We start from the raw sequence: 19,108 nt of genomic DNA, 5'->3' as shown, positions 1-19,108 counted from the left end.
TGTCGCCGCACCCGGTCAGTTCCAAAACCTTTTTTGCCGTCAAAGCCGCGCATTTCGCCGGCTATGTTTCGGTGCTGGCCTTCGCGATAGTCGCTGCGCCAGCCGTCGTCGCCGCAATTCGCTTCCATGCCTGGTGGATGGGACCGCTGACTTTCCTTTCCGGCTGGGCGACCGCGCTGGCCACCGCGCTCTTCTTCATTGTCTTTTACAGCCTGATGTTGCGCGTCGTCAATCGCAGCACCATGAACCGCGTCCTCGGCTATACGCAACTGCTCTTCATCACCGTGCTCTACGCCGGCTACATCTTCTTCCCGCAGGCGATTGACTTTATCGGCAAGCTTGATACCAGCCGCCTCGATCTGCCCGCGCTTAACCTCGCGCCGCCCGCCTGGTACGCCGCCTGGACCGCCCTGCCGCTCGAATCATTTCGCACCGATCATCTGCTGGCGGCCTTGGCCGGCGTGGCAGCGCTGATCGTGCTCGCCTACTTCGGTATGGCGCGCCTCTCTTCCGGCTACGCGCTGACTTTGACCGAAATGGTTGAGAAACAGGAGAAGTCGGAGTCGACCCGCGCGCGCAAGTCGATCTTCGGGCGCCTGATCGATACCGTCTCCACCTCGGAGGACACCGCTGTGCGCAAATTGATCCGCGCGCAGTTCAAGTATGACAATCGTTTCAAGATGGCGATTCTGGTCATCGTCCCGCTGACGCTGTTCTATTTGTTTATGGGAATCCGCGACGGCAACATGGTGGTGGATCCATTCGTACCCGACAGTGACGCCAAGTCCTCCGGCAATTTCCTTTTCTACTTCGCCGTGGCGATCATGCCCTTTATAGTCGTGTCGAGCACCGGCTACTCATCTTCGGCGGCGGCCTCGTGGGTGTTCTTCTCGTCGCCCGCCGAACGCACCAAACTGGTGATGGCTTCCGGCAAATTCGCGATTCTCTTCTTCTGCCTGCCGTATGCGCTACTGCTGGTGGGAATTCTCGGCTACTTCTTCGGCAATTACCTGCACTCGTTCCTGCATTGTCTGGTGTTGTTCCTGATGATGGTGTTGCTCGTGCGGTTCAATATCATCCTGATTCCGCGCATCCCCTTCAGCGTTCCGGCTCGCACCGGCCAGCGGCAGATGATTTACATCATCGGCATGTTCGTCCCGATCGCGTTTATTATCATCCCGATGATGGTTTTGTCGAAGTTCGGCTATGGCGGTGCGATCGGCTATGCGATGATCGTCGCCGCGCTCTTGCTGCTAATCGCCCTGGCCGGACTCGTGCTCAAAAAACTGATCCCGCGCCGTCTCGCCAAACTCGAGTACGCCGAGATGGAATTGTAGGTCGGGATCCCTGCGATCCTGACGTTCAGAGCTTTCTGAGGATATAAAAGTCAGGATCGCAGGGATCCTGACCTACGAACTGAATCGAAAGAGGCGATCGATGAATACAAATGCCATTGGTAGGCGACTTGGACCAATAATCCTTGTTCCCCTCCTGTGTTGGTTGATCTCTTGTCATCCCAATGATGATTCAGAGCTAACCGGAGTTTACTCAGCAGAGCACAACTGGACGAAAGCAACTCTGACCTTGTACCCAGATCATAGGTTTGTTCAAGTCGTTGCGCTCATTGAACACGATTTCGCTGATTCGGCCTCCGGTCTCTGGAGCTACGATGCCGAAACCCACTATGTCACATTTGACAGCAATTTTGTCGGTCTTATGTCCGTTCCAAATGTTGTACACGATTTGCAGTCACGCCAGGCGTTCGGCTTACATGCTCTACCCGCTGACAACTATTTCGGATCGGTGACAATTGGCTCAAGTGAGGGAGTTGTATATAAGAAACGTTCAGCTTTGTAGGTCAGGATCCCTGCGATCCTGACGCGCTGAAACACTCGAGCACATGAAAGTCAGGATCGCAGGGATCCTGACCTACGAATTAGGTGTCATTATTCGCCATAATCGAGATTACCATCATCGAACTCGATCCTTCCCCAGTCTGGAGCATATTGTTCGCGTTCGAGGAACTTTCTCGCTGTTGAAAACTTGTACACAAAGGGACTTTCAGCTAAGCCGTGCTTCACAGGGTTGTAGTGAATGTAGTCAAGGTGGTGGCGCAAGTCGGTTTCGTCACGAATGATGTGATCCCAGAAGCGGTGCTGCCAGACTCTGCCATTTCGACGTCCTACTCGCTGATTGAATTGCATCATGAAACTCTGCTTGATCCCGTGCACAACATCGGAACTCGTTGACTCGGTTAGTTCAAGAACCGCATGAAAGTGATCAGGCAAAACGGAAATCGCTTCAACTCTGAATTTTAACCGCTCTCGAGTCTTCTTGATCGCCGCCTTTAGCAAGTCCGCATTGTCCACGAGAATCGGCATTCTATTATGGGTTGCGATCGTTACGAATACCCAATTGCCGTAATGGTCATATCGCCTGAGATTGGACATACCACTCACCCACCTTGTAGGTCAGGATCCCTGCGATCCTGACGTGTGTCTATGTTTGAACATGTCGGTGTCAGGATCGCAGGGATCCTGACCTACGAAACATTGCGAATCTGATTCCCCCCTACCCCGCCATCTTCACGCGCCCCGATTTTTTCGGCGATTTCGCCGGCGCGGTGGCCTTCTCGCGCGCCAACTCGTCGCGCAAGAACTGGCCGGTGAATGAACTCTTCACCGCCGCCACTTCCTCCGGCGTGCCGGCCGCCACGACAATTCCGCCTTCATCGCCGCCCTCTGGCCCGAGGTCGATCACATAATCCGCCGTCTTGACCACATCGAGGTTGTGCTCGATCACTACCACCGTGTTGCCGCGCTCCACCAACTCGTTGAGCACGCCGAGGAGCATCTTGATATCCTCGAAATGCAGCCCGGTGGTCGGCTCGTCGAGGATGTAGAGCGTATTCCCAGTCGCCGTCTTCGATAACTCGGTCGCCAGCTTGACGCGCTGCGCCTCGCCGCCGGAAAGCTGGGTCGCCTGCTGGCCGAGATGCACGTAGCCCAGGCCGACCTGCTGCAACACCTCCAGCTTCTTGCGCAACGACGGAATGCTGGCAAAGAAGGTCAGCGCCTCCGACACCGTCATGTCGAGCACCTCCGCAATCGACTTGCCCTTGTACTTGACCTCCAGCGTCTCGCGATTGTAGCGCTCGCCGCGACAGACTTCACAGGGCACGTACACGTCGGGCAGGAAATGCATTTCAATCTTGATAATGCCGTCGCCCTGGCAAGCCTCGCAGCGTCCGCCGCGCACGTTGAAACTGAACCGCCCCGGCAGATAGCCGCGGATTTTTGACTCCGGCAGTTGCGCGAACAGGTCGCGGATAAAGGTAAACGTGCCGGTGTACGTCGCCGGATTCGAGCGCGGCGTGCGGCCGATCGGCGATTGGTCGATGTCGATCACCTTGTCGAGATGCTCCAGTCCATTGACGCTCTTGTACGGCAGCGGCTCGTGCTTGGCGTCCCAGAAGTGCCGCGCCATGATCCGGTACAGCGTCTCATTGATCAGCGTCGACTTGCCCGAACCGGAAACGCCGGTGACGCAGGTGAAGATGCCGAGCGGGATCTCGATATCGACTTCCTTGAGATTATTCCCGCGCGCGCCCCGTAGCGACACCGTCTTGCCGTTGCCGGAGCGCCGATGCGCCGGCACGTGAATCGACCGCCGCCGCGACAGATACTGGCCGGTCAGCGATTTCGGATTCTTGACAATCGCCTTGGGTGTGCCCGCTGCGACGACCTGCCCGCCATGAATTCCGGCGCCCGGACCCAGATCAATCACCCAGTCGGCGCGCTCAATCGTGTCACGGTCATGTTCGACCACCAGCACCGTGTTGCCGAGATCGCGTAGCTCCATTAACGTATTGAGCAAACGCTCGTTGTCACGCTGATGCAGGCCGATCGACGGTTCATCGAGAATGTACAGCACCCCCACCAGCCGCGACCCGATCTGCGTCGCCAGCCGGATGCGCTGCGCCTCGCCGCCCGACAGCGTCGAAGCCATCCGGTCGAGGGTTAGATAATCGAGCCCGACATTGATCAAGAATCCCAGCCGCTCGCGTACTTCCTTGAGAATCTGCTTGGCGATCGTCGCCTGCTTGGGCGTCAGCGTCAGGGTATGGAAGAACTTGTGCGCGCGCTTGACCGACATCGCCGTCACCGTGGCGATCGATTCGCAGCTGACGTAGACCGAAGTCGCTTCGCGCTTAAGCCGCGACCCTTTGCACACCTGGCACGGTGACATCGACATATAGGTCTCGATCCACTGGCGGATTCCAGAGGATTCCGTCTGCCGGTAGCGCCGTTCGAGATTCGGAATCACGCCTTCGAACTTGCCGCGATACTCGCCCTTATGCCGGCCTTCGCGCGACTCGTAGCGAAAGGTCAACTCTTTGTCGGTGCCGTACAACACCGCCTGCTGCTGTTCCTTGGTCAAATCCTTGAACGGCGTTGTGAACTTGAAGCCGTAACGCTCTGCCACCCCGCGCAGCATCACGCGATACCAGTTCGACATGTCGGCGCGCCAGGGATGGATCGCGCCGTCGTTGATCGACAGGTACGGGTCAGGCACGACGCGATCGGGGTCAACCTCCATCTTGTGCCCCAGTCCCGAACAACCGGTGCAGGCGCCGTACGGCGAGTTAAACGAGAACATCCGCGGCGACAATTCCTCGAACGAGATATCGCAATTCGGGCAGCCATAGTGCGTCGAGAAGATGCGCGGTTCCTCGCTGCCTTGAAGCACTCCGACCACGCCGCTGGTCAGCTTGATCGCCGTTTCGATCGAGTCGGCCAGCCGTGTCGTTATCCCCGGCTTGACCACGAGGCGGTCGACGACCACCTCGATCGTATGCTTCTTGTTCTTGTCGAGCTTGATCTCGGCATCGATTTCGAACGTCTCGCCGTCGACGCGCAAGCGCGTGAAGCCCTGCTTCTTGATCTCCTCAAAGATCTCGCGGTGCTCCCCCTTGCGCCCGCGCACCAGTGGTGCCAGAATCTGGATCCGGCTGTTCTCGGGATAAGCCATCACGGCATCGACAATCTGCGAGACTGTCTGCTGCGCGATCTTGGCACCACAGACATAGCAGTGCGGCTCGCCGGCGCGGGCGAAAAGCAGGCGCAGATAGTCGTAGATTTCGGTCACGGTGCCGACGGTCGAGCGCGGGTTCTTGCTGGCGGAGCGCTGCTCGATCGAGATCGCCGGCGACAGGCCGTCGATGAAGTCGATGTCGGGCTTCTCCATCAACCCCAAAAACTGCCGGGCGTAGGCTGACAGCGACTCGACGTAGCGGCGCTGCCCCTCGGCGTAGATGGTATCGAATGCCAGCGAGGATTTCCCCGACCCCGACAGGCCGGTGATCACGACCAGCTTGTCGCGCGGGATGTCGATATCGATGTTCTTGAGGTTATGTTCGCGGGCGCCTTTGATCCGTATATATCCAGATGACACAGTAATCCTCCGAAAAAAGTGAACTTGACATTATACGGCGCCAGTGGCGGGGGAGCAATCACATTCAGGGAAATCTATTCCGGAAAAGCAAAGCCCGCAGTCCCATCGGAACCGCGGGCTTAAGTCGGCCTGTCCAAACAGCTTCGAAGTCTACTTCACCCCATACAGCGGCTTGAACTTCTTCTCCAGGTATGCCATCAGCGGCTTGTGCGACAGCTTCTTGCCGGTGACAACCTTCACCAAATCTTCCGAACGATACCGTTGACCCTGGCTGTGGATGTTCTTGCGCAGCCAGCCCAGAAGCGCGTCAAACTTGCCCGCCTCGAATTGTTCGTCCAGATCGGGAATGTCCTGCTTGGCTTTGGCAAAAAACTGTGCCGAGTAGAGATTCCCCAGCGCATAGGTCGGGAAGTAACCGAACAGCCCGGCCGCCCAGTGGACATCCTGCAAGCAACCTTCGCGGTCGGTCTTGGGCGTGATGCCGAAATACGAAGTGAACTTCTCGTTCCAGGCCGCCGGAATATCTTTTGGCTTGATCTCGCCGCTGATGATTCCCTGCTCGAGTTCGAAGCGGACCATGATATGCAGATTGTAAGTCACCTCATCGGCCTCGACGCGGATGTACGAGGCGCGCACGTCGTTGACCGCGAAGTAGAAATCGTCAAGCTTGACGTCGGCCAGCGCCTCGTGGAATGTGCCCTGCGCCAGCGCGTAGAAGTGCTTCCAGAAGGGCTTGGAGCGGCCGACCATATTCTCCCACATCCGCGACTGCGACTCGTGGATGCCGAGGCTGACCGCGTCTCCCATCGGCATACCGTAGTGCTCGCGCGGCAGGCCGAGTTCGTAGAGCGCGTGTCCCGATTCGTGCATCGTGCCGAACAGCGCCTCGTTGACGTGGCGGACATTGTAGCGGGTCGTAATCCGGCAATCACCGGGGCCGATCCCGGTGCAGAACGGATGCACGGTAACGTCGAGCCGGCCATCGCTGAACGGAAAGCCGATCGCTGCCGCCACCGCCTCGCCGAAAATCCGCTGGCGGTCGACGGGATATTCGCGTTCGAGAATCGAGACATCGGGCTTCTTCGGCGCGTTGAGAATCTTCTTCACGAACGGTACCAGCTCTTCGCGAAATTCCTTGAACACCGCCGTGACCGACTTGGTGGAAGCACCCGGCTCGTAGTCGTCCAGCAGCGCGTCGTAAATCACCTCGTCATAGCCCACGGCTTCGGCATACTTGATCTTCAGGCCGATCATCTTCTCGAGATGCGGCAGAAATGACTTGAAGTCGTTTTTCTTGCGCGCCTCAACCCAGGCATTCTGCGCGACGGTTTCGGTGTGGGCAATCTCCTCGACCAGCTTCTTCGGTACCTTGGTGGCCTTATCGTAAGCGCGGCGGATCTCGCGGATATTGACCGCATCCGCCGAGATCGGATCCTTCACCAACGCCGTGCCTTCGACCTGCTCGAGCAGCTTACCGACGACGGGCGCCGTAAACTTCTCGTGACGCAGTCCGGACAGATACGCAAGCTGGTTGGCGCGGTGCGCCGACCCGTTGCGCGGCATATAGACCCGCTCGTCCCACCCGAGAACGGCGGCAGTGGAACCAATCAAAGTCACCTCGTTCATGAGCTGCTTCAATTCGGCCATGGCTTGCTTGGACATCGTGCTTCTCCTATGGAAAGAACAGCCTTGTTCGTACTTGAGAACGTCTGGCCAAGTATAACCACTCCGGCGGGCGGGCGCAACCCGCTTGGGCGCCCATTTGACCACTGCCGGCAGGCAAGAAACGCAAAGGCCCCGGCGTCGGCCGGGGCCTCGATGTGAATAGGGTGGACAAACGGACTTACTGTTGCTGATTGACCTCGACTTCGAGATTCAGCTCCACTTCGTCACTGACGACCAATCCGCCGTTGTCAAGCGCACGGCTCCAGGAGACGCCCCAATCCTGGCGATTGATCTTCCCGACGGCCGAGAATCCTGCGGTCTGGCCGCGCATGCCCGCGATGGCGCCGTTGAACTCGGCGTCCAGCGTTACCGGCTTGGTCACGCCGCGCATGGTGAGGTCACCGATGACCTGGAATTTGTTGCCGCTCCCGGGAATAATCTTGGTCGACTTGAATTTCATTTCCGGAATTGAATCAGCCGCGAAAAAATCGGAGCTGCGCAGGTGTTGATCGCGCTTCTCGTTCTGCGTGTCGATCGTCCGCGGATCAATGCTCACCTCGACCGAGGCCTTGCTAAAATCCTTACCGTCAAAATTGGAGATGGCGCCGGAGAATTCGCTGAATTGTCCCTTAACCTTGCTGACGACCAGATGGTTGACCTTGAATCCGACATAGGAATGCGTCTTGTCGATCGTCCAGGTCTGGGCAAACGCGGTCGAAGCCACCAGTACTGACGCCAACGTGATCAAGATGTGATTCATCATCCAACTACCTCCAAATACTTCACTTGCCATAAGTGTATAATCCTTCCAACTTCCGCTGACTTGCAGCTCGTTGAGATTAACCGCCGGAGGTACCAGATGGTTCCCTGCCGTCGAGATAAATGCGCTGTCCCAATTAACGCCGATTTGCCCGCGGCTATCGGCCGGTTACGTTTGTACAACTCATCATTATGACTGACACGTTCACTGCTGTTCCTTCCAACCGCAACTTCGCCGCTGCAGCCGCGTCCGATCGCCGCTTTGCGGTTCTATTGCCGGTATTGCTGCTGATGGCGGTGGCGACCCTGACGCGCCTGCTGCTGGTAATCCTGCATTGGTCGCAAGTTGCCGGCAATTTCGGCAGTGTCCTGATTGCGTTTTTGCTGGGAATCGTGTTCGACGTGTTCGTCGCGTTAGTCGCGACCTTGCCGATGGCGGCGATCTTGTTGTCGTTGTCGAGTCGGGTCGCGCGCTGGCGGTTGACACGCTGGCTTTATTTCGCCGGACTGACGGTCTTCGTCTATTTGCTGCTTTACCTCGCGGCCGTCGAGCTGTTCTTTTTTGATGAATTCAACTCGCGCTTCAATTACGTGGCGGTGGACTATCTGCTTTACCCGCATGAAGTCTTCATCAACATTTGGGATTCGTATCCGGTGCTGGAAGTCCTGATCGGCGTGCTGCTCGCGACTTTGGTGATCGTGGTGCTGCTGCGGCGCCGGGTCGCGACGGCGCTGGCGCAACCGACACCGCGCCGTAAGCGCCTCGCCTTTCTCGTCAGCATGATTGCGCTGGTCGCGGCGGGCGCAGTCGGACTCAATATCAATCTGACGCGCATCTCCCCCAATCGCGTCGTTGATGAGATCGCCGGCAACGGCTACTACTCGTTCTTCTACGCCGCATTCACCAATCAGCTCGACTACGATGCCTACTACACGCAGATCGACGAGTCGGAAGCGCGCCGGCGGCTTCAGGCCCTGACGGTTACGCCGGATGCGCGCTTCAACTCCGACGACAACCCGGTGCCGCTAGCGCGCACAATCGACGGCGGCGCTCTGCCCATCCGCGCCAATATCGTGCTGGTACTCGAGGAAAGCCTCGGCTCGGAATTTTCCGGCTTGTTGCATCCCGACGGCCCGCGTTGTACGCCGCAATTGGACTCACTCGCCCTCAACGGGATGCTGTTCACGCAGATCTACGCCACCGGCAATCGTACGGTTCGCGGCCTCGAAGCCAGCTTGCTGAGCTTCCCGCCGATCCCGGGACAGTCGATTGTCAAACGCCCCGGTTCGGAGGGACTTTTCAGCCTACCGGCGTTGCTGCGTGAGCAGGGCTACCACACGGTCTTCCTCTACGGCGGCCGCTCTTTCTTTGACAACTTCGGCCACTTCGCGGCAACCAACGGCTTCGAAACGGTTATCGATCAAACGGACATCGCGCATCAGACCTTCAGCACGATCTGGGGTGTCTGCGATGGCGATCTCTTCGACAAGACCCTGTCAGTGCTCGACTCGCTCCATACGCTCGGCGGGCCGTTCTTCGCGACCCTGATCACCGTATCGAATCACAAGCCGTACACCTACCCGGCCGGAGTGATTCCTTTCGATCCGGAGCAGCGGACGCGCGAGAACGCGGTGCGCTACGCCGATTTTGCGCTGGGGAAATTTATCCGTGATGCCCGCACCCGTCCCTACTTCGATAGCACCATCTTCGTCATTCTCGGCGATCATGGCGCCCGCGTTTATGGCTCGCAGCAGATCCCCTTTCCGTCGTATGAAATTCCGATCTTGTTCTATGCCCCCGCGCTCATTCCGTCAGCCCAACGCATTGATCTGCTGGCCTCGCAAATGGACTTGGCGCCAACCTTGCTCGATCTGCTGCATTTCAGCTATCAATCGCGCTTCTTCGGCCGCTCGATTTTCCGGATCGAGTCGGACCGCGCCATGGCGTTGATCTCGCACAATCGCGATGTGGCCCTGCTGCGCAACGACACGCTGGCGGTGCTCGGAATCCGGCAGGACGATCAAATGTTCCGGCGCAATCAGTCCACCCTGGAGCCGCTGCCGCTGGAACCAGACGCCGGCATCCTCCGCGATGCGATTGCCTACTACCAGACCGCCTTTCATCTCTTCGCAACGGGCCGCTTGCGCCTGTAACGATCACCACGGGATCGGCTGTTCAAAGGGCTTGCCGGCTCCGAGTATGTGCGGTGACTGCGTGCAGCCGAGATCGTGCAAACGCTGGGTTGTCGCTTCCACCAGTTGTTTGAGGATCAGCCGCCAGTCGCCGATACACGGTCGCCACGGTGTTGGCGTGGCGCAAGTAACACTCGGCAGCGTGATCGGCGGCGCCGGCGATGTCAAAGAATGTGTCCAATTGCTCGAAGCACGGATCATCGAGACGGATCGGCGCCGTCAGCACGTCGTCTTCAGGGTTGAATAAGTGATACCAATGTTGCGCCACAACCGGCACCAGCCGACCGCCAAAGACGCCGCGCACAAAGGGATTGCCGATCTGCGAGCCGAAAGTGATAAAGGTGCGCCCGGCAATCTGGGACTTCTCCGGCTCGTGGATGAAGGTGTCGTAGCTGACCAGCGAACCGAGGCTGTGGGCGGCGACGATATCCGGTTGGAAGCTCGCGATTTCAGCACAAAGGCGGCGTCGCAGTACCTCGCGCAGCTTGTCGTTCTCCGCCCACTGTACGACCATGCCGGCAGTCCACCGCACGCGTTCCGGAAGTGTTGCCAGACCGCGGCGGCGGAAGAGGTCGCCGATGCCGTAGACGATGCCGCTGCCCAGCAGTTTGGCGACTGCGATCGCGATCGCGGCGGGAGTGATTGTGTCAGTGGCAAAGATGTCGTCATACAGCGGAAAATGGAATTCGAGGCGCAGGTCGGGACTCCAGTGCGTCACACCGGACCGGATGGCCTCCTGCCAGCCGCTCTGCCACGATAGATCCGTGTGGTGATTGCCGACCCCGTGAACACCCATCACTCGCAAAGTTCGAGCCATAAGCGTTTCCTCCTGAGTCGCGCCCTGCGCGCAACCCGGCTACCTTTGTCGCTGTTTGCCGGCCACCGCGTAACGGCGGCAGCCGGCAATTGTTATCGTATTTGATTACCTGCGTTGGACGGCGCGCTAACCGCGATAGGTCGGGCCCGCAGCTTTGATTTCTTCCGGCAGTCCGTCGGTAAACTTTGTGAAGTTCTCATGGAACATCATCGCCAGCGCCTTAGCCTGCTTGTCGAAAGCGTCCTTATCCTTCCACGTCCTGCGCGGATCGAGGATATCCGTGGGCACGTTGGGGCAGGCCTGCGGCACCTGCAAACCGAAGATCGTATCAGTGCGCATCGGCGCTCTTTCGAGTTCGCCCGACAACACGGCATGAATGATCGCGCGCGTATGCGGCAAGCTGATGCGCTGGCCGACACCGTGGGGACCTCCGCTCCAGCCGGTATTGACCAGCCAGCAGGAGACCTTGTGCTTGGCGATCTTCTCGCGCAGCAACGAGCTGTATACCGACGGCGGCAACGCCATAAACGGTGCGCCGAAACAAGTGCTGAAGACGGCCTTCGGCTCGTTGCCCAGGCCCATTTCGGTGCCGGCGACGCGCGCAGTATACCCTGAAATAAACTGATAACTCGCCTGCTCCGGCGTCAACTTCGCGACCGGCGGCAGGACACCAAAGGCATCACAAGTCAGCATCACGATCGTCCGCGGGTGATTGCCAACACCCTCCGGCACTGAATTGGCGATGTGACTCAAGGGGTAGGCGGCGCGCGTGTTTTCGGTTAGCGAATTGTCGTCGAGATCGACGCGGCGCGAGTCGACATCGAAGCCGACGTTTTCCAGAATCGTGCCGAAGCGCCGGGTGGCGGCGAAGATGTCGGGTTCGTTTTTCGCCGAGAGCCGGATGACTTTGGCATAGCAACCGCCCTCGAAATTGAAGACGCCGGTATCGGACCAGCCATGCTCGTCATCGCCGATCAGCAGGCGCTCCGGATCGGCTGACAATGTGGTCTTACCGGTGCCGGAAAGGCCGAAGAAGAGTGCCGTGTCACCTGCCTTGCCGATGTTCGCCGAACAGTGCATCGGCATGACACCGTGCTGCGGCAGCAGGTAATTGAGAATGGTGAAGACCGATTTCTTGATCTCACCGGCATAGCTGGTGCCACCGATCAGGACCAGTTTGCGTTCGAAGCTGATGATGATGAACGACTCGGAACGGGTGCCGTCGAATTCCGGCATCGCGCGGAATCGCGGCACGGCGAGAATCGTGAACTCCGGCACGTGCTGCTCGCGTTCACCCGGATCGTGAATCTGGCGAAACATGTTGCGCGCGAAGATGCTCTGCCAGGCATCCTCGGTAATCACGCGAATCGGCACGCGGAATTTCAAGTCGGCGCCGGCGTGGCAATCCTGCACGAAGATGTCCTTGCCCTGCAAGTAAGCCTGGAGCCGGTGAAAGAGCGTGTGGAACCGCTCCGGATCAAAGCTCTTGTTGACCTCGCCCCACCAGATCTTGTCCGATGAAATCCGATCGCGAACGATGAACTTGTCGTTGGGCGAACGGCCGGTGTGCTGGCCGGTGCGCACGACGAGCGCGCCGTGATGCGCGACAAAGCCTTCGTGGCGGTGAACCACTTCTTCGTAAAGCTGTGGGGTGGTGGCATTCCAGAAGACGTTTCCGAGATTGTGCAGCCCCAGTTCCGCAAGCGTTTTGCTGTTACCGGTGGAGATTACGGTCATAGCCTCTTTCCCGTTCAGGTTGATGCGGCCCGCGGGCGCGATGCCGGCCGGCACGATTCAAGTATCGAATGGTTATACGGTGGTCGGCGAATGCGAGCGCATTCAAATCGGTGACAATATGGCGTTATATAGGAGCAAAAGCAAGCGGCTGCCACCTAAGCCGGGCAGGCGGCGCGGCTCCAGTCGGAGTGCGACTGCGCCCCGACGCCGCTGCGCGCCGCCGACACAGCCAGCATGATGACTTCGGTCTCGTCATCAACCCAGTCGAGCAGTTCGAGACCATCGCCATCGGGCAGACGATAATCGACCAGCAGCACGGCGTAGCGACGGTGCTTGAGCATCTCGAAAGCTGCGCTCAAATTGAGGGCAATGTCGGCAGTGCCCCCGCCGGACGCGTATAGGGCAAGCTGGGCTTCAGTCTGGCGCATCGGGTCGGGTTCGACGATTAACGAGCGCGCGTCGCGCAGAAGATGATGATCACTGAGGAGATCAGTTAAGGTGCCTTTGCGTTGACGGCTGGCGGCAAACATGGTAAACCTCCTCACTGCCTTGCAGTGGTAGTCGAGTTGCTGATCCTATTGTCGACAATATACATGATCTATTTAGTCCGGCCAATCACAAATATGACAAAATTTACCTGAAAATGAGATCGCGGCGTCGAATTCAGGGAGAAATCAATAAGCCACTGATCGACAAAAACATACGAACCCGGTCTGCCTGCAATTTCCTGTCCACCCGGGATGACCAGTGCGACTTTTACAATTGACAGCCATCAGAAAAACCGGCAAATTGCGACCGGAATATCGTGAACACGGAACTACATTGGCAATATTAGGGGAAACACCTGCATGCTCTACCCTCAGTCAACCGCCTACGCCATCGAAGCTCTCGGTTTGCTGGCGGCGCTTCCTCCCGGCAAGTCCATCAAGGTGCGCGAACTCGCACAACAGCTGGAAATCCCCGAGCAGTACCTGGCAAAGGTTCTGAGCCAATTGGTGCGCAAGAAATTCGTCAATTCGACCAAGGGACCGACCGGCGGGTTCTCGCTGGCGGTCGAGCCCGGTAACGTGACGCTCTACCGGATCATGGCGGCGATGGACAGCCTGGGCAAGCTTGAAGATGAGTGCTGCATGGGGCTGCGAGTCTGCTCGCCGGCAACTCCCTGTGCCTTCCATGATCAGTGGTTGAAATTCAAGGAGCAGGTGATTGTCAAAGCGCAGCAACTGACCATTGCCGATCTGTCTCGGCTCGTTGTCGACAAGTTGGCTTCGGCACCGCCCTCCGACCGGACTTGAGCACCGATCGGTTTTGACATTCCGTTCCAGATCGGTTTTATTCCTGTGTCATGTCCACCTCCACCGGTTTGCGCATCGCAATCGTCGGAGCCGGCGCCGCCGGCTATTTCGCCGCGATCAATGCCGCGCGGACTTTCCCCAATGCGCGAATTGAACTTCTTGAAGCGACCCGCCAGCCGCTCTACAAGGTCGGCGTCTCCGGCGGCGGCCGCTGCAACGTCACGCATCACTGCTTTGACATCGACCGCCTTCTGCAGGGCTATCCGCGCGGATTTAAGGAACTCATCGGACCCTTTCAACGCTTTCAGCCGCGCGATACCGTGCAATGGTTCGAATCGCGCGGAGTGCGACTCACGGCGGAGGATGACGGCCGCATGTTTCCCGTCACCGACGATTCCGCGACAATCATCGCATGTCTCCAGCACAGTGCCGATACCGCCGGAGTCACCCTGCGACTGCATGCGCGGGTGACTGGCATTAGTCGAGACAATGATGAATCTCCGACCTTTCGGATTAATTTCAAAGGCGGCACAAGTACGGAATTTGACCGAGTTCTGCTGGCGACCGGTTCGAGTCCGATCGGCTACGAGATTGCCTCCTCGCTCGGGCACAAGATCATTCCGCCGGTGCCGTCGCTGTTTACTTTCAAGATCAAAGATGAGCGGCTTCACGGGCTGTCGGGGATCAGCTTCCCTGATGTCGCCTTGACGCTGGAGGTCGGCGACAATACACTCGAGCAACGCGGACCCCTTTTGATCACCCACTGGGGTCTGTCGGGTCCGGCCGTGCTCAAGTTGTCGGCCTGGGGCGCGCGGCTCCTGTTCACAACGCGTTATCAGGCAATCCTGCGCGTCAACCTGCTGCCGGAGCAGTCGCTCGCCACAATCGAAGAAAATCTCCACCGTTATCGTGTGGCGCATCCGAGGCGGGCGATCACCGCGCACCCGCTTTACGACCTCCCCCGCCGCTACTGGGAACGAATCGTTGCCGGCTCTGCAATCACACCGGAATTGACCTGGTCGCACATTACTCGCGAACAACAATCGGCACTGGTCGAACAACTGGCCAATGCCCGCTTCGCGATCACCGGCAAGGGAGAATTCAAAGATGAATTCGTCACGGCTGGTGGCGTGCGACTTAAGGAGGTAGATTTCCGCACGATGGGAAGCCGCCTCTGCCCGGGACTCTATTTCGCCGGCGAAATTCTCGACATCGACGGCATCACCGGCGGCTACAACTTCCAAGCCGCCTGGTCGACCGGCTGGGTAGCGGGCGAAAGTATCGGCCGGTAACGCCAGCCAGGACCGTCGAACTATTTCTGTAACATTTCACGTCGCGCGGTGTCTTTAGGACGAACGATGGACGACATCGACAGACACGATTGGGCGGCCTACTGCCACGGTCAGAGCGCGGCTCTGGCGCGGATCCATCAGCGGCACAGCCGCAAGCTGTTGAATTACTGCGCGTACGTGCTCGGCGACCACGGTGCGGCCCAGGAGGTCGTGCAGGAGACATTTCTGCGCCTGCTCGCGCAGAACGGCCAGTTCGCAATTGAGTCGCGCCTGCAGGACTGGCTCTTCATCTGCGCCCGCAACCTCTGCTTCGGCCGACTGCGCGCTGCCAAGACGCAGGCGCGGCTGCAGGAGCTGATCGCTCCGCCGGCATCCGCCATCGACGCCGAAACCAAACGCTTCATCGAGGAAGTGCTTGGCCGCCTGGAACCGGAAGAACGCGACTTGATCCTGCTGCGCGAACTCCAACAGTTCTCGATCGATGAGATCGCCGCCATGCTGGCAACATCTGCCGAGGCGGTCCGCGTTCGCCTACATCGCATTCGCAAGAAGATGCAGAAACTGGGAGAAAGCTGATGATAAGAACTTGTGACGAATTCGAACGATTAATTTCGGACCAACTCGACAGTGAGCTGCCGGAGGCGGAGGCACGCGCTCTGAGCGAACATCTGCGGGACTGCGCCTCCTGTCGAGCATTTGCCGAGTCGTGCCGCCGCGTCCGCGACGTGATCCAGCGCCTGCCGCAACCGACCGAGGCGGCTTCCGTCTTGCAGTCGCAGCGCACAGTCAACATGCCGTGGTGGCGGCGCCGGTTGTCGGTGCCGGTGCCGGTTGCAGCCGGCATCGCAATTCTGCTGATCGGCGGTTGGACGCTGCTTCTGCGCACGCCGGAGACCCCCGCCGGCAGATCAAGAAACACCGGGCTGGTGCAAGCCGTCGAAGTGATCCGCGTCAAACCGGCAGTCGCCCAGCCGGAACAACCTGAAACAACCGATTCTGTCATGCGCCAGGAGGAATCATGAAACGCCTTTTGCTGATCCCGATAGTTTTGGCCTTGACGGCCGCCAATATCCATGCCGCCTCCCTGCCTCGCTACCTGCAGGTTCACGTCTACTCCGAGGATTCCAGCGGCAAAGTGCTTGACGAAATGTCGCTGGTCTACGATGTATCGAGCGATTCACGCTGCGACGGAGTGTACTACATTGCCGACGGCACATCGGGGATAACCAGCGACGTAACGCGCTTCCGCCAAAGCGGCCTGCAGTTCGAATTGGTCTTCAACCTGATGGTCAGCGAGTCTCGAATCAGCGCCGCCACGCACGCGCTCCGATATCGCGCTCCGTCTAAACCCGGCGCCGCCGAGCGAACCACCACCGAGCGCGAATTTACGCTTGATGAGAGCGTCCTGCTGTGCTCGTATCGATTGGATGACGCGCGCACGGTCTTCATGGAGGCCACGGCTCTCAGCGATGGCTCGGCCTCGATTTCGGGATTCAGCCGAAATGCCGTGACGCTGACATCGACGCTGCTGCGGGACGGCAAACACGTTGCCCGGGAGCGCAACGTGAAGACTCTGCTGGCCGACCAATACGACTTCGACGTCCGCTTTCCGCTCCCGGCGGGTGACCCGTCGGGGGTGGGGGAAGTGATGTATCGAGTGCAAATCCGAATGCCGGGTGCGGCCGGCGCCGCGCAGGCGGAGACGCAATGCGAAGTGACATTGATGCGTCAGTACATGCTCAGTGCGGCGCGAGGCGGCCAGAAGCCGACCAGCCAGTCGACGATGCAGTACTCCTCGCGCAACACGCAAACGGTCACTCTCACGCCAGGCAAGGAGCTACGGCTAGTATTTCCTCCGGATGTCCCCGCCATCGAAGGATTTGAAATCGAGGACACGCTGACTATTGTGCCGGAGCGATAGCTCACTCAGATTCTTCCCTATGTGACGTCGTGATAGTCACGCTACGGCCATTGAAGGCGACTCGACAAGTAGTCGCATCGCCTTCGCCGCTTCGACTCATCTCTGCCCGCCCCGATTGACGCGACCAGCCTCGGTCCTCCACTAAGTACCGCCGTCTGATTTTTGGAGTGAAGTACTACAAGTTTCCAAAAGCCGGTGATGGTGTTGATGGGGTTACAAAGAAAACCCTTCGCAAAATGGCGCTCTGCAGCTTGGAAAATGGTGTACGTCAGGGCATCACATATGTCGGCGCGCCCTGAGTCCGAAGGGCGGAAATGCGGCGTAAGCGGTTGACGTGGTACGGGATATGGGCAATAAAAAGTTCGCAATCAGAATGTCAGGATCGCGGGGATCCTGACCTACAGCCAGTCTTGCGGATCGTTTCTTCTGCAGGACCCGCAGGCTCAGAGTGGCAATTGGCAATTCATCGGGGCCAGCGATTGACAGAGACGATACATGAACAAGATGAAGATGAAGAAAGTGATTGACGCGGGATCTCGAAGCTGGTATACTTCTCGTCGAATTGCAGGTCTCCTGCGTTCGCGCCCTCTAGGAATGAGCCTGAGGGTGGAGTTTAAGTAACATTAACTTGCGAGGGCTCTATGCCGCACCAATTCACAATCAAATTCCCCGTCATTTGTTTCCGTAACCTCGAGACTCCATTCGTGAAGAACGGTCTCAAGAACTACTACGCAGTTCTCGACACTAAGGACCTGCCCACATTGGAAGGATGGCGAAAAATCAACGTTCGCGATCCGAAGCTTACTGGCACCGTGCCAGATGCGATTCGGGCAAGCTACAGGGAAAAGCCAGACATGTTCCTGTTCATGAACCGCGGGATTGTGATCTCAGCTGATTCGGTTGTGTATGACAACCGCACGGCTGAGGTGAAGATTGTATTGTCTGATCCCAACCTGCACGGATTATTGGACGGCGGACATACCTACAACATCATTATGGAAGAACGAGAAGGTGACAATGAGACTCAGTTCGTTAAGGTGGAAATATTGGAAGGATTTTCTCACGACGACATTATTCAAGTTGTCGATGCTAGGAACACTTCAAACCAGGTTCGCGACGAAAGCCTAATGAATCTTGCAGGTGAATTCGACAAGCTAAAGGACGCTCTGAGAGGTGCGGCTTACTTCGATAAGATAGCATTCAAGGAATTCGAGGTTGATGAAGGAGGTGACCCAAAGCCGATTGACGTTCGCGTGATCGTTGCGATTCTCACAGCGTTCGATCGTGACAACTTCACCGACGCAGTCCATCCAATCAACACCTATCGTTCGAAGGCTGCTTGTCTTAAGCACTTCAAGGACCACTCAGAGTCATATAGGAAGATCTACCCGCTCGCCAAAGAGATAATCGATCTGTATGATCTCATTCAGGAGTACCTCCCTGAACACTATAATCGAGTCCGGGGGCAGACCGGTAATGTTTCCGGCGGAAAATTCGGCAAGCTCACCGGAGTAAAGACATACAAGCACCCAACACAACTAATGTTCAGTGGCCGGAAAACGAAGTACGGGGTGCCTGACGGATTCACCTATCCGATTCTTGGTGCATTCAGAGCGCTCCTCGAAGAGAAATCCGGCCGGTATGTCTGGGGGAAACGACTCGATCCAGCCGAACTAATAAGAAGCAATCTTGGACTGAAACTCGCCGATACTATTGGAAACTTTGCACTTGACGCCCAGAACCCTTCAAAGACCGGTAAGTCACCGCTTGTCTGGCAAGCGTGTTACCAATCGGTGCAAGTAGCATATCTATCCTCCAAGTAACAGCAGTTAGCGCCCCACCCCTAACACAAAAGCGTCCCGGTCTCCCGGGACGCTTTTGCTTAGTCAGATACAGCGCGCTGCGCGCTGCCTGTAGATTCGAACGTTAGTCGTTCATGCGAACAAGTTCGACGCGACGATTCTGCGCGCGGCCT

15 protein-coding genes are annotated in these 19,108 nt (G+C 58.0%); 8 read left to right on the top strand and 7 right to left on the bottom strand.

Annotated elements, in window-relative coordinates; translation table 11 throughout:
* On the top strand, window positions 1-1,337 hold a 1,337-nt coding region (locus IT585_14490), incomplete at its 5' end, for a hypothetical protein (GenBank protein ID MCC6964458.1).
* A 609-nt stretch (window positions 1,338-1,946) separates the two neighbouring features.
* Here the strand turns inward: IT585_14490 and IT585_14485 are convergent.
* From IT585_14485 to IT585_14470, 4 genes are all read right to left on the bottom strand, one after another.
* Window positions 1,947-2,381 (bottom strand): transposase, encoded by a 435-nt coding sequence (locus IT585_14485; protein MCC6964457.1) that lies wholly within the window; start codon window positions 2,379-2,381, stop codon window positions 1,947-1,949.
* A gap of 190 nt (window positions 2,382-2,571) precedes the next feature.
* Window positions 2,572-5,454, bottom strand: a complete 2,883-nt coding sequence (gene uvrA, locus IT585_14480; protein MCC6964456.1) for an excinuclease ABC subunit UvrA — start codon at window positions 5,452-5,454, stop codon at window positions 2,572-2,574.
* A 150-nt stretch (window positions 5,455-5,604) separates the two neighbouring features.
* Window positions 5,605-7,116, bottom strand: coding sequence for a carboxypeptidase M32 (locus tag IT585_14475; GenBank protein MCC6964455.1), 1,512 nt, complete (start codon window positions 7,114-7,116; stop codon window positions 5,605-5,607).
* A gap of 181 nt (window positions 7,117-7,297) precedes the next feature.
* Entirely contained in the window at window positions 7,298-7,882 is a 585-nt protein-coding gene (locus IT585_14470; protein MCC6964454.1) for a polyisoprenoid-binding protein, read from the bottom strand.
* A gap of 188 nt (window positions 7,883-8,070) precedes the next feature.
* Between IT585_14470 and IT585_14465 the strand changes: the two genes are divergently transcribed.
* Window positions 8,071-10,032 carry a sulfatase-like hydrolase/transferase gene (locus tag IT585_14465; GenBank protein ID MCC6964453.1) on the top strand — a complete coding sequence of 654 codons (1,962 nt, stop codon included), beginning with the start codon at window positions 8,071-8,073 and terminating at the stop codon, window positions 10,030-10,032.
* Between the two features lie 22 nt (window positions 10,033-10,054).
* Here the strand turns inward: IT585_14465 and IT585_14460 are convergent, their stop codons facing one another.
* The 3 genes from IT585_14460 to IT585_14450 all read right to left on the bottom strand — a co-directional run bounded on the left by IT585_14460 (window position 10,055) and on the right by IT585_14450 (window position 13,155).
* Window positions 10,055-10,888: a hypothetical protein gene (locus tag IT585_14460; GenBank protein ID MCC6964452.1), complete on the bottom strand. Its 834-nt coding sequence runs from the start codon at window positions 10,886-10,888 to the stop codon at window positions 10,055-10,057.
* Window positions 10,889-11,014: 126 nt separating this feature from the next.
* Entirely contained in the window at window positions 11,015-12,625 is a 1,611-nt protein-coding gene (pckA, locus tag IT585_14455; protein ID MCC6964451.1) for a phosphoenolpyruvate carboxykinase (ATP), read from the bottom strand.
* A 155-nt stretch (window positions 12,626-12,780) separates the two neighbouring features.
* The gene (locus tag IT585_14450; protein MCC6964450.1) at window positions 12,781-13,155 is read right to left on the bottom strand and encodes a response regulator; all 375 of its coding nucleotides are present in this window, start codon (window positions 13,153-13,155) and stop codon (window positions 12,781-12,783) included.
* Window positions 13,156-13,473: 318 nt separating this feature from the next.
* On the opposite strand from IT585_14450, the gene IT585_14445 reads away from it, so the two are divergent.
* From IT585_14445 to IT585_14420, 6 genes are all read left to right on the top strand, one after another.
* Window positions 13,474-13,920: an Rrf2 family transcriptional regulator gene (locus IT585_14445; protein MCC6964449.1), complete on the top strand. Its 447-nt coding sequence runs from the start codon at window positions 13,474-13,476 to the stop codon at window positions 13,918-13,920.
* Window positions 13,921-13,970: 50 nt separating this feature from the next.
* Window positions 13,971-15,212 (top strand): NAD(P)/FAD-dependent oxidoreductase, encoded by a 1,242-nt coding sequence (locus IT585_14440; GenBank protein ID MCC6964448.1) that lies wholly within the window; start codon window positions 13,971-13,973, stop codon window positions 15,210-15,212.
* A gap of 66 nt (window positions 15,213-15,278) precedes the next feature.
* Window positions 15,279-15,788 carry an RNA polymerase sigma factor gene (locus IT585_14435; GenBank protein MCC6964447.1) on the top strand — a complete coding sequence of 170 codons (510 nt, stop codon included), beginning with the start codon at window positions 15,279-15,281 and terminating at the stop codon, window positions 15,786-15,788.
* On the top strand, window positions 15,788-16,234 hold the full coding sequence (locus tag IT585_14430; protein ID MCC6964446.1) for a zf-HC2 domain-containing protein: 447 nt from the start codon (window positions 15,788-15,790) through the stop codon (window positions 16,232-16,234). Before IT585_14435 ends, IT585_14430 begins: the two co-directional genes overlap by 1 nt.
* Window positions 16,231-17,133: a hypothetical protein gene (locus IT585_14425; protein ID MCC6964445.1), complete on the top strand. Its 903-nt coding sequence runs from the start codon at window positions 16,231-16,233 to the stop codon at window positions 17,131-17,133. Before IT585_14430 ends, IT585_14425 begins: the two co-directional genes overlap by 4 nt.
* 704 nt (window positions 17,134-17,837) lie before the next feature.
* Entirely contained in the window at window positions 17,838-18,956 is a 1,119-nt protein-coding gene (locus tag IT585_14420; GenBank protein MCC6964444.1) for an AIPR family protein, read from the top strand.
* Window positions 18,957-19,108: the final 152 nt, after the last annotated feature.

This window comes from Candidatus Zixiibacteriota bacterium (genome assembly GCA_020853795.1).
GTDB lineage: Bacteria > Zixibacteria > MSB-5A5 > CAIYYT01 > CAIYYT01 > JADJGC01.
Note: the sequence above shows the minus strand (reverse complement) of the source record. Positions and strands in the feature narration are given on the sequence as shown.